Raw genomic sequence first — 11,881 nt, forward strand, 5'->3', positions numbered from 1 at the left:
GCGGTCAGCTGCGCACGTAGTAGATCCGCATGGCCTGCTGCTTCTGTGCCGAATCCAGTACCTTGATGGTGACGCCCCGCGCGATGAAGCCATCGGGCAGTTGCAGCGTGCCGCTCAAGTTGTCGAAACGGTCCATGTCCACGGGCAGGGCGTCCGGCGTGATGGTGCCGCTGCGGCCGTTCGGATAGCGGCCCTCGATGGAGAATTCCAGGCTGCCCTTGAACGGCACGCCGGCCGTGCCCTTGTCACGCATGACGAGCACCTGGTAAGTCAACTGCCCGGGCTGCCGCGATAGCGTTGCGGATCGTATGCCGATGGGGCCGCCGCGAGGATCCGGCGGCACGGCCTCCTGGAACAGTGCAAGGTCCTTGTTCAGGCCCTGGATCTGCTGGCGCGCTTGTGCAAGATCCGTGGTCAGCTTGTCGTGCGTTGCGCGCGCGGCGTCACGCTGCTGGGTGAGTTCTTCCACCTGGCCCTGCAGGCGCTGGCGATCGATGTTGGCGGCGCTGAGTTCGCCGTGCAGCTGTTCGGACTGTTCCACCGTCAGCCGCTGCGGCCCGTAGTTGGTTTGCAGGAACAATACGCCGCCCGCGCCCAGCACGACGCCGGCAAGCAGCAGAACCAGCCAGCGCGGCATGCGCCGCGACCGTTTTCCAGGCTGATACACCGAAGGTTTGAAAACCGCGCGCTGCGACCGTCCGAACATCCCCATCCATCCAAAAAAATATCGTCCACGCCGCGCCGGCGGACCGGCTCGCCGCCACTCAAGGGGCTTCTTGCCTTGGGGCGGCCGGCGGAAAAAACACGGCGTGCCTCCTTGGCGTCCCGCCGCCAGGACTGGCGGTCTTGTGACGGTATGCAGGCAATGATGCCGTGTCGGCCATCGGCCCGCCGATGGGCGGGCCGATGGCCGAAAGCCTGCAAGGATAACCCGGCAGGCCAGGGCGTTGCCATTTCGACAAGCCTGGTTGCCTACCTTGATATTGTGAAATATCCCGTCAGGAAGGGGCTTGGCCCCGTAGCCCCGCGTCCAGCGCGGCCAGCCGCTCGGGCGTGCCGACATCCACCCAGCGCCCTTCATGGCGGCCACCGCGCGCCGCGCGCCGGCCGATGGCCTGCGCCAGCAAGGGCCCCAGCCGCGCCGGCGCGCCGGGGGCGATATCTTCGAAAAGCGTAGGATGGTAAATGCCGATGCCTGAAAACGTGAGCCGCTGGCCTTGCGCGGCGTCCAGGACGCCATCCGGCCGGAGATGGAAGTCGCCGGCGGGATGGTGCCCGGGATTGTCCACCAGCAGCAGCCAGGCCAGCGTGGCCTGGCCATCGATATCGCGGGCCAGCGCCGGCGCCTGCGCGGGATCCCAGTCACACCAGATATCGCCGTTGACGACCAGGAAGGGCGCCTGGCCCAGCATCGGCAGGGCCAGGGCGATGCCGCCGGCGGTTTCCAATGCCGTGCCCTCGCGGGAATAGCGCAGGCGGGCGCCATGGGCCGACCCGTCGCCCAGCGCGGCCTCCAGCCGGTGGCCGAGCCAGGCGTGGTTGATGACGATGTCTTTCATGCCGGCGGCGACCAGGCGCTCGATGTGCCAGACGATCAAGGGCTTGCCGCCGGCTTGCAGCAAGGGCTTGGGCGTGGTGTCGGTCAAGGGCCGCATGCGCTCGCCGCGTCCGGCCGCAAGTATCATGGCCTGCATCAGAAGGTATATCCCACCGTGGGCTGCCGGTCGTCCAGCGTGTCCAGCAGGCGCAGCAACGGCGCGAATGCGCCATAGCGGGCCGCCACCTGGCGGACGTAGGTGTTGACGCGGGGTATATGCGCCAGGTAGCCGGGCTTGCCGTCGCGGTGGTGCAGGCGCGCGAACACCCCCAGGATGCGCAGATTGCGCTGCAGCCCCATCCATTCGTACGCGCGGTGGAACTCGGCGAAATCCGGTCGCACCGGCAAGCCCGCGGCGCGTGCCATTTCCCAATAGCGGATCGCCCAATCCAGCTGCTGCGCTTCTTCCCAGGTGGTGCGGGCGTCGGTGACGAGCGAGGCCAGGTCGTAGGTGATCGGACCGGCCAGCGCGTCCTGGAAATCGATGATGCCCGGATTCGGCCCATAGCGGTCGTCGTCGCACGCCATCAGGTTGGGCGAGTGGAAATCCCGGTGCACCAGCACGGACGGCTGCGTGCCGTTGGCCGTGGAAAGCAGCGAAAAGACGCCTTGCAGCGCCTCTTGCGTGGCCGTGTCCAGCGTGACGCCGTGATGGCGCGCCACGTACCACGCCGGGAACAGTTCCAGTTCCGTCATCAGCCGGCTGCTGTCGTAGTGCGCCAGTCCACGGACGGAAGCCTGCTGCATGCGCACCAGAGCCGCGATCGCCTGGCGGTACAGCGTCTGCAGCGTGGCGTCGTCCAGCCCGTCCTGGATGCGCTGGTAGTAGGTGCACGGGCCGAGGTCCGAGAGCAACAGGAAGCCCTGCGCCGGGTCCTGCGCCAGGATGGCCGGGACGTTGAGCCCCGCATCGCGCAGCAGTGCCGCGACGTGCAGGAAGGGACCGGTATCCTCGTGCGCCGGGGGCGCATCCATGACCACCACGGAACCGGCCGCGGCGTCCAGTCGGAAGTAACGGCGAAAACTGGCGTCGCTGGAAGCGGGGCGCAGGGCATCGGGCTGCAGCCCCAGGCGGGCGGGCAGGCCGCGCAGCCAATGGCGCAGGGCGTCCAGGCGGGGATCGGCGATGGAGGACAAGGAGAAGACCTGTGTACGAAAAATGGGGATTTTCGGGGTGCGGGGCGACTGGCCATGCGGGGATATCATGCATGCCGGAAATCCAGCAGCTACGCTGACGCCCGGCTTATCTATAATACCGGCTCTTCGCGGGTTTCACGGGACGGTCGTACCCCGCCGTTTCGTCCGCATCGCCCTTTTTTTTCAGGTCCCCTCGTACGTGCGCATCGTCCGGTCGTTGATCCTATTCCTTGCTGGCGCGGTCTCTGTCGCCCAGGCCCAAGTCGCAACGGATACGTCAGCGAATTCGAAGTCGTCGGCGCCCCCCGTCTCCAACACCGGTTCGCAAGGCGTCGAGGTCCTGGGCCTGCGGTCCTCGCCTGGTCTGCGCGTACACCGCCTGACCAGCGACCAGATGCCCGCCTACCTGGAAGCGGACACCATCGACAGCGATCCGGACTCCAACGTGACGCTCTCCGGCAGCGCGCAGGTTCGGCGGCTCGACACCGTGTTGAAAGGGGACAAGATCACTTATCACCGGGCGTCCGGCGAGGTCGATTCCCAGGGCGGCGCGCGGCTGATGCGTGACGGCACCCTCATCACCGCGCCGGCCATGCAATACAGCCTGGACACCAACAGCGGCCAGATGAGCGCGCCGGATTTCTGGCTGGGCGCCACCGGCGGCTTCGCCAAGGCGGACCACGCGGACATCTTCAGCCGTTCCACGATGCGCCTGCAGAACACCACCTATACCGGGTGCGGCTGCGCCGAGCCATCGTGGTACATCAAGTCCCAGTCGGTGGACCTGGACTTCGACGAGAACGAAGGCGTGGCGCGCAATGGCGTCCTGTATTTCAAGGATGTGCCCATCCTGGCGTCGCCCTACATGACCTTCCCGATCAAGAAGGAACGCAAGTCGGGTTTCCTGCTGCCGACCTACGGCTCCACGAGCCGCAGCGGTTTTGAGATCCAGACGCCGTATTACTTCAACCTGGCGCCCAATTACGACGCCACCTTGTATCCTCGCCTGTTGTCCAAGCGCGGTCTGCAGCTGGGCGGCGAATTCCGCTACGCCGGCCCCGGCTACGGTGGCGTGCTCGCCGGTACCTATCTGCCGAGCGACGCTCAGACCGGTGAAAAACGCTGGATGTACAGCAGCCGGCACGCGCAAGATCTCGGTGATGGTTTCTATACGAGCTGGGACATCAACGGCGTGTCGGATAACGACTACTACCGTGATTTTTCGACTATCGGCCTGAATTACGCATCCACAACGTATCTACCCCGCCAAGGTCTCGTCGGGTGGAGCAATCAGTATTGGCAGACTTATGCCCAGGTGTACAAGTACCAGACCCTGCAAGATGTCAATGCGCTTATTGTTCCGCCCTACGATAAGATCCCGGAGCTCTCCTTGCGTGGGCAGCGCTACAATTTCCACGGATTCGATGCCGAATTCGCGAGTACGGCAACTCGGTTCCAACGCACTCTCGTAGGTCCGGCCGAAAACCTGACGGGCGCCATCAACGGCCATTATGGCCCCGATGGCGACCGCCTCAAGATGTATCCCACGTTGGCGTTCCCGATCGTGCGCCCCGGCTGGTACGTCACGCCCAAGGTTGGCTACAACTTCACGCAGTACCAGAGTACCAATTGGTATGGCGGTGACTGGAACAACCTGGGGACGACGAACTACCCCAGTAGCATGTCGCGCGGCTTGCCGATTTTTTCTGTCGATAGCGGCATGACGTTCGAGCGGGATACCACGCTGTTCGGCAAGGACTCCCTCCAGACCTTGGAACCGCGTCTGTACTACTTGCGCGTGCCCTATCGCAATCAATCGAAGCTGCCCAACTACGATACGGCATTGGCCGATTTCAGTTTTGCCCAGGCATTCGAGGAAAATATCTACACTGGCGGTTGGGATCGCATCGCCAATGCGAACCAATTGACCGCAGCGCTTACGACGCGTTGGCTCGATGCAAATACCGGCTTCGAGCGCTTGTCGGCGTCCGTGGGACAGCAGGTATATTTCGAGGACCAGCGCGTCACGCTACCGAACGAATCGCCGCGCACCAATGTCCGGTCCAACTTCCTGGCTGAAACGACCGCGGCCCTGACCGATACCCTGAGCACCACGGTCAGCGCGCAGTACGATCCCTATAACTCACGATTCCAGCAGGGCCTGGTGTCGGCGCGTTGGGCGCCGCAGCGTTTGACTTCCGTGTCCCTGTCTTACCGCTATCAGCGTGATCCCCCAACGGTGAGCACGGGGGCGCAGCAATCCTATGTGCAGGGACAGAACCAGATCAGCATGGCGTTCCAGTGGCCGTTCACTCAGCGAATCTATGGCGTGGGCCGTGTCGACTATTCCCTGCATACTGGCCCGATCACGGATTCCAACGGCGTGCCCACGCAGGATTCCCGCCGCATTACGCAGGCCATCGCCGGCCTGGAGTACAAAGGCGATTGCTGCTGGACGGGCCGGGTGGTGTTCCAACGCTATGCCGTGGCCGCGGATGAAGTGAATACCGCGGTATTTTTCCAGCTGGAACTGACGGGGCTGGGCGCCTTGGGTACCGACCCCTTGAAGCTGATGCGCCGCAGCATACCCGGCTACGAGTCGGTCAACCCGCCGCCGCAGCCTGGAACGACTTTCGAAAGGTATGAATGATGCGTAGTGTGTTTTCGCCGGTTCGCCTTGCGCGCGGCATCCTGATGCTGGTTGCCTGCGCCGCGTTGCCGCTGGCCGCTGTCGCGCAGGCGCAATCCCCATCCCACGGCCACCCGGCCGCGCAGTCCCGCAAACCCGCGGCCAAGCCCGCTGCTCCCGCGCCGGCTGATACGCCTGCGCAAGCGGCGCCGCAAGGAGACCAGTTCGCCGACGGTATCGCCGCGGTCGTGAACAAGGACGTCATCACGATGCGGGAGGTCAACGAGGGCGTCAAGGCCGCCACGCAGGAGCTGACCCGCCAGAACATCCAGCTGCCGGATCCCAAGGTCTTGCAGCGCCAGGTGCTCCAGCGGCTGATCATGGAAGATCTGCAGCGGCAGGAAGCCAAGCGCCTGAACATTCGCATCGACGACGCCCAGGTGGACCAGGCCATCGGCACCGTGGCCGCCCGCAACAAGATGTCGATGGACCAATTGCGCCAGGCCATCGAAAAACAAGGCATCAACTGGCAGATGTACCGCAAGAGCATCCGCAATGAAGTGCTGGCGGACCGCCTGCGCCAGCGCACGGTCGATGCCAATCTGGTGATTTCCGATGCGGAAGTGGATGCCTTTCTGAAAGAACAGCAGCGCCGCCAAGGCGCCGCGGGCGCGGCGCCCGCCGGCCCGGCGCCGTCTGCCGCGGCGGCATCCCAGCCCCAGATGCCGACCGGTCCGGAAGTCGTCGGCCTGGCGCAGATCCTGGTGCGCGTGCCCGAAAGCGCCACGCGCGATCAGGTCGCCACGCTGCGCAAGAAAGCGGAAGACATCCTGGCGCGCTTGAAGAGCGGCGGCGATTTCGCCAGCCTGGCCGCGGCCACTTCGGACGGTCCTGAAGCCCTGCAGGGCGGCGCCATGGGTGATCGCCCGCTGGAAGGGTGGCCGGACCTCTTCGTCAATGCCATCGCCAACCTGAAGAAGGGCGAGGTATCGGGCATCATCCAGAGCGGCAACGGCTTCCATATCCTGAAGGTGCTGGACCGCCGCAGCGCCGGCGGTCCGGCGCCGGCCCGCAATCCGGCGCAAACGCCGGCCACCGCGCCTGCCGCGCCGCCGACCAATCCCAGTTCCGACGGCGCCATCCCCTTGCCGCAAGGGCCGGTGCAGGTTACCCAGACGCATGCAAGGCACATCCTGATCAAGACCTCCGCCGTCATGACCGACGAGGAAGCACGCCAGCGCCTGGCGCTGCTGCGCCAGCGCATCGTCGAAGGCCACGAGGATTTCGGCGCGCTGGCACGGCAGAATTCCCAGGATGCGAGCGCGCCGCAGGGCGGCGACCTGGGTTGGCTCAATCCCGGCGAAACCGTGCCGGAATTCGAGCAAGCCATGAACGCGCTGCAGCCGGACGAAGTCAGCGAGCCTGTTCACACCCGTTTCGGATGGCACCTGATCCAGGTGCTGGAGCGTCGGCAGAAAGACGTCAAGGACGAGGTCGAACGCCTGCAGGCACGCCGCGTCTTGTTCGAGCGGCGCTCCGAGCTTGCCTTCGACGACTACCTGGAACAGCTGCGCGACCAGGCCTATATCGACAACCGCCTGGAAAAGCGGGACCAGCAGAATAACCAGGACAGCGGTGCCCGGTAAGCCGGCCTTCGTTTCATCAGCCCATGCCCCAGCATCAGGCGCGTAAGCGCTTCGGACAGCACTTCCTGGTCGACGAAGGCGTCATCGACGCCATCGTCCGCGCGATAGGTCCCGCCGCCGACGACCGAATGATCGAAATCGGCCCGGGCCTGTCGGCGCTGACGCGGCCCTTGCTGGACCGCGTGCGGCAATTGAATGTGGTGGAAATCGACCGGGACCTGGCCGAACGCCTGCGGCGCGATCACGCGCCCGACCGCCTGGCGGTGGTCCAGGCCGATGCGCTGACGGTGGATTTCGCGCAGTTCGGCACCGATCTGCGCATCGTGGGCAACCTGCCGTACAACATTTCCAGTCCCATCCTGTTCCACCTGATGAGCGTCAGCGATCGGGTGCGGGACCAGCATTTCATGCTGCAGCGGGAAGTCATCGACCGCATGGCGGCGCAACCCGCGTCGGGCGACTATGGCCGGCTGTCCGTGATGCTGCAGTCACGCTATCGCATCGAAAAACTGTTCGACGTTCCGCCGGAGGCCTTCGACCCCCCGCCGCGCGTCGTCTCTGCGGTGGTGCGCATGGTGCCGCTGCCGTCCGATCGTATCCGCCCGCGCAGCGAAGCGGCGCTCGAGCAGGTCGTGGCGCGCGCTTTCTCCCAGCGGCGCAAGATGCTGCGGCGGGGCCTAGGCGATTGGGCGCCGCGCGTACCGTGGGAAGAACTGGGCATCGCGCCTACCGCGCGTGCCGAAGAAGTGTCCGTGGCGAAATTCATCGCCCTGGCCGATGCCTTGCTCGATGCGGGCCTGGTCGGCCCGGAGCGGCCGCATAGCGCCGAACTGGATACTTGAGGCCATGGCGCGCCGCCTCACGCGGGCTGGTCAGCCGGGCTGTTCGCCGCGCCGTCCCGCCAGGAACAGGCGGGTGGCATCGCGGGCACGATCGGTCAGCAGTTCCGCCGCCTGCGCGCAGGCTTGCGCCAGCGTCATCGGCCCGCAGGCCAGACTGTAGGCCGCCGTAATACCCACCTCGTACAGCTTTTCGTAGCCGCCACCCAGCGAGCCGGCCAGCGCGACCACCGGCACGCCGGCCCGGTTCGCGATGCGGGCGACACCAGCCGGCGTCTTGCCATGCAGGGTTTGTTCGTCCATGCGTCCTTCGCCGGTGAACGCCAGCGTTGCCCCGCGCATCGCTTGCGCCAAACCGCCAAGCTCGGCGACCACCTCCACGCCGGGCCGGAAGGACGCGTCCAGGAAGGCATGTGCGGCGAAGCCGAGTCCGCCGGCCGCGCCGGCACCCGGGCGGTCGCGCGCATCGCGCCCCAGCGTGCGCGCGCACAGGTCCGCGAAATGCCCGAGCGCGGCATCCAGCTGCCGCACCTGGTCGGGCGTCGCGCCCTTCTGCGGGCCGAAGACCGCCGACGCGCCGTGCGGCCCACACAGCGGATTGTCGACGTCCGAGGCGACTTCGATGCGGACGGACGCCAGCCTGGGATCGAGCGCATCGGTGTCTATCGTCACGGCCTGGGCCAAGCCCGCACCGCCATCGGCGACCGGCATGCCCTGGCCATCGAGAATCCGCAGGCCGAGCGCGCAGAGCATGCCGGCGCCGGCGTCGTTGGTAGCCGAGCCGCCCAACCCGAGAATAATGCGGCGCGCACCGGCATCCAGCGCGGCGCGCATGAGTTCGCCAACGCCGCGGCTTGTCGCGCGCAAGGGGTCGCGCCGTTCCACGGGAACCTGTTCCAGGCCTGCCGCCGCCGCCATTTCGATGACCGCCGTGTCTGCTCCCAGCCAGCCCCATGCCGCGGGTGCCATCGCGCCCAGCGCATCGGTCACATCGGTCGACCGCCACTGCCCGCCCGCGGCCGCGAGCACCGCCGCTACCGTACCTTCGCCGCCGTCGGCCATGGGAATCGTGACGATATCGGCATCGGCGCAGGCGGCACGGACGCCGCGGGCGATCGCGGCGGCGGCTTCGGGAGCGGAAAGGCTTTCCTTGAAGGAGTCGGGCGCGATGACGATTTTCACGGGCGTTCTCGTTGCGTGCGGGCTGCGTTGTATGGCCGGAAGGCGACCATGATAACGCCGTGGCTCAGCGCGCATGACCGTTGCACGCCGGCAGGCGTACCATAGGACGCTTGCTCAATTACCAGAGGAATCCCGTCATGGCAGTGCTGCGCCGCACCAAAATTGTCGCTACCCTGGGCCCCGCGACTTCGTCGCCGGAGCGGATCGAGGCACTCGTACGTGCCGGCATGGACGTGGCTCGCCTGAACTTCTCGCATGGCGACCCGGACGATCATCGGCAACGCGCGCAGCTGGTGCGCGAAGCGGCAGCCAAGCAGGGGCGCTTCGTGGCCTTGATGGGGGACCTGCAAGGACCCAAGATACGGATCGCCCGATTCAAGGACGGCAAGGTGACGCTGAAGGTCGGCTCGACCTTCGTCCTGTCCAACAGCCATCCCTATGACGAAGGCACCGCGGAAATCGTCGGCATCGATTATCCGGAGCTGGTGCAGGATTGCCGGCCCGGCGACGAACTGCTGCTGGATGACGGGCGCGTGGTGCTGCGCGTGGACAGCATTGCGCTCGATTCGGTGCAGACAACCGTGATGGTGGGGGGCACCCTGTCGAACAACAAGGGCATCAATCGCCGCGGGGGCGGCTTGTCCGCGCCCAGCCTGACCGACAAGGACCGCGCCGACATCAAGGTGGCGGCGGAGCTGCAGCTGGACTACGTGGCCGTGTCGTTTCCGCGCCATGGCTCGGATATCGACGAGGCTCGCGAACTGGTGCTGGCCGCCGGTAGCCAGGCCTGGATCATCGCGAAGATCGAACGGGCCGAGGCAGTGGCGGACGACGAGGCGCTCGATGCGCTGATCCGTGCCAGCGACGGCGTGATGGTGGCGCGCGGCGATCTGGGCGTGGAAGTCGGCGACGCCGAACTGGCCGGCATCCAGAAGCGCATCATCCAGCACGCGCGCACCTTGAACAAGGTCGTGATCACGGCCACGCAAATGATGGAATCGATGATCAGCAATCCGCTGCCCACGCGCGCGGAAGTGTCGGACGTCGCCAACGCGGTACTGGACTACACCGACGCCGTGATGCTGTCGGCCGAAAGCGCTTCGGGCCAGTATCCCGTCGAGGCGGTCGAGGCCATGGCGCGCGTGTGCCTGGGCGCGGAGAAGCATCCGACTTCCACGCACTCGCATCACCGGCTGGGCGAGACCTTTACCCGCTGCGACGAGACCATCGCTCTGGCCGCGATGTACGCGGCCAATCACTTTCCAGGCATCAAGGCCGTTATCGCGATGACCGAAAGCGGCCACACGCCCTTGATCATGTCGCGCATCCGCTCCGGCGTGCCCATCTATTGCTACAGCCCGCATCCCGTCACGCAAAACCGCGCCGCGCTTTTCCGTGGCGTGTATACGGTGCCGTTCGATCCCTCGTCTTTCGATCCCGCGGAACTGAGCAATGCCGCGATCGCCGAGTTGAAGCGGCGCGGGCGGGTCGAGCCGGGAGATTGGGTCATTCTGACCAAGGGCGATTTCTATCGCGACAGCGGCGGCACCAACGGCATGAAGTTGCTGCCGGTGGAGTAAGCGGCAGGGCGTCTGGCGTTAACAGGCTTCAGGCGAAGAACCAGTAGCAGACGCCGATCGAGGCCAGCACACCGGCCAGGTCGGCCAGCAGTGCGCAACCCACGGCGTGGCGCGCGCGCCGCACGCCCACGGCGCCGAAGTACACCGCCAGTACATAGAAGGTGGTTTCCGTGCTGCCCTGCATGGTCGCGGCCAGCAGGGCGGGAAAACTGTCCACGCCAAAGTGCGCCATGGTGTCCAGCATCATCGCGCGCGCGGCACTGCCGGAGAATGGCTTGACGAGCGCAGTGGGCAGGGCATCGACGAAACGTGTATCCCAGTTTGCCGCGTGTGCCAGCCACCGTATGCCGTCCAGCACGGCGTCCAGCGCGCCGGAAGCGCGCAGTACGCCGACGGCGCACAGCATGGCGACCAGGTAGGGCAGCAGGTCGCGCGCGATATCGAAGCCCTGGCGCGCGCCTTCGATAAACGACTCGTACACCGGGACTTTTTTCCAGGCGCCCAGCAGCAGGAAGGCGATGATGACGCCGAACAAGGCCAGGTTGCCCATCAGGGAGGACAGCGCGGCCAACGCGGCGGCCGACAGGGTGGCCAGCAGCGCGACAAAGCCGCCGAACAATAAGAGTCCCGACAAGAGCCACGCCAGTACCACCGGATCCCCCAGTCGCAGCCGCTGGCACCACGCGACGCTCAGCAGCCCCGTCAATGTCGATACGCACGTGGCAAGCAGAATCGGCAGAAACACCAGGGTGGGATCGGAGGCGCCCTGTTGGGCGCGGTACATGAAGATGGTGACTGGCAACACCGTGAGGGACGAGGCATTCAGCACCAGGAACAGGATCTGTGCGTTCGTCGCCGTTTCAGGCCGGGGGTTGAGCGACTGAAGTTCGCGCATGGCGCGAAGGCCGATCGGCGTGGCGGTGTTATCCAGGCCCAGTGCATTCGCGGCGAAATTCAGGGTGATGAGGCCGATCGCGGGATGGCCGCGTGGCACGTCAGGCATGAGCCTGGTGAACAGCGGCCCCAGTAGCCAGGCCAGGCCCCGGACGATGCCGGCCTGTTCCGCGATGCGGAGCAGGCCCAGCCACAGGGTGAGGGTGCCGAAAAGCAGCACCATGAGTTCCACCGAAAGCCGCGCCATATCGAAGAGCGCGCCCACCATGGCGGAGAAGACTTCGGCATGGCCGCCGGCCAGCCAGCGCAGTGCGCCCGTCACGGCGCTTACCAGGAAAAAAGCCAGCCATACTTGATTGAGCATCGCGTGGCGCGCC

General features: G+C 66.0%; 9 protein-coding genes. 4 read left to right on the forward strand and 5 right to left on the reverse strand.

All coding sequences use genetic code 11. The annotated features are described in order from the left end of the window. Positions 1 to 4: 4 nt before the first annotated feature. The 3 genes from AKI39_RS05755 to AKI39_RS05765 all read right to left on the reverse strand — a co-directional run bounded on the left by AKI39_RS05755 (position 5) and on the right by AKI39_RS05765 (position 2,734). Positions 5 to 706: a DUF6776 family protein gene (locus tag AKI39_RS05755; RefSeq protein ID WP_066633518.1), complete on the reverse strand. Its 702-nt coding sequence runs from the start codon at positions 704 to 706 to the stop codon at positions 5 to 7. 292 nt (positions 707 to 998) lie between these two features. Next, positions 999 to 1,694: an N-acetylmuramate alpha-1-phosphate uridylyltransferase MurU gene (murU, locus tag AKI39_RS05760; protein WP_066633519.1), complete on the reverse strand. Its 696-nt coding sequence runs from the start codon at positions 1,692 to 1,694 to the stop codon at positions 999 to 1,001. After that, entirely contained in the window at positions 1,694 to 2,734 is a 1,041-nt protein-coding gene (locus AKI39_RS05765) for an aminoglycoside phosphotransferase family protein (protein ID WP_066642279.1), read from the reverse strand. The genes murU and AKI39_RS05765 overlap by 1 nt, the downstream gene beginning before the upstream one ends. Positions 2,735 to 2,933: 199 nt before the next feature. On the opposite strand from AKI39_RS05765, the gene AKI39_RS05770 reads away from it, so the two are divergent. From AKI39_RS05770 to rsmA, 3 genes are read left to right on the forward strand one after another with little or no spacing between them, the layout of a single operon-like run. Further along, positions 2,934 to 5,384: an LPS-assembly protein LptD gene (locus AKI39_RS05770; RefSeq protein ID WP_443103587.1), complete on the forward strand. Its 2,451-nt coding sequence runs from the start codon at positions 2,934 to 2,936 to the stop codon at positions 5,382 to 5,384. Further along, positions 5,381 to 7,009, forward strand: a complete 1,629-nt coding sequence (locus AKI39_RS05775) for a peptidylprolyl isomerase (protein WP_066633522.1) — start codon at positions 5,381 to 5,383, stop codon at positions 7,007 to 7,009. The genes AKI39_RS05770 and AKI39_RS05775 overlap by 4 nt, the downstream gene beginning before the upstream one ends. A 23-nt stretch (positions 7,010 to 7,032) precedes the next feature. Next, the gene (rsmA, locus tag AKI39_RS05780; protein WP_066633539.1) at positions 7,033 to 7,851 is read left to right on the forward strand and encodes a 16S rRNA (adenine(1518)-N(6)/adenine(1519)-N(6))-dimethyltransferase RsmA; all 819 of its coding nucleotides are present in this window, start codon (positions 7,033 to 7,035) and stop codon (positions 7,849 to 7,851) included. A gap of 30 nt (positions 7,852 to 7,881) precedes the next feature. On the opposite strand, the gene AKI39_RS05785 is transcribed toward rsmA, so the two are convergent. Continuing rightward, positions 7,882 to 9,030 carry a glycerate kinase gene (locus AKI39_RS05785; RefSeq protein WP_066633543.1) on the reverse strand — a complete coding sequence of 383 codons (1,149 nt, stop codon included), beginning with the start codon at positions 9,028 to 9,030 and terminating at the stop codon, positions 7,882 to 7,884. Positions 9,031 to 9,167: 137 nt separating this feature from the next. On the opposite strand from AKI39_RS05785, the gene pyk reads away from it, so the two are divergent. Further along, the gene (gene pyk, locus AKI39_RS05790) at positions 9,168 to 10,610 is read left to right on the forward strand and encodes a pyruvate kinase (protein ID WP_066633545.1); all 1,443 of its coding nucleotides are present in this window, start codon (positions 9,168 to 9,170) and stop codon (positions 10,608 to 10,610) included. Between the two features lie 28 nt (positions 10,611 to 10,638). Here the strand turns inward: pyk and AKI39_RS05795 are convergent, their stop codons facing one another. Next, positions 10,639 to 11,868 (reverse strand): nucleoside recognition domain-containing protein, encoded by a 1,230-nt coding sequence (locus AKI39_RS05795; RefSeq protein ID WP_066633547.1) that lies wholly within the window; start codon positions 11,866 to 11,868, stop codon positions 10,639 to 10,641. Positions 11,869 to 11,881 lie beyond the last annotated feature (13 nt).

The sequence above is a fragment of the Bordetella sp. H567 genome (assembly GCF_001704295.1).
Classification (GTDB): domain Bacteria; phylum Pseudomonadota; class Gammaproteobacteria; order Burkholderiales; family Burkholderiaceae_B; genus Bordetella_C.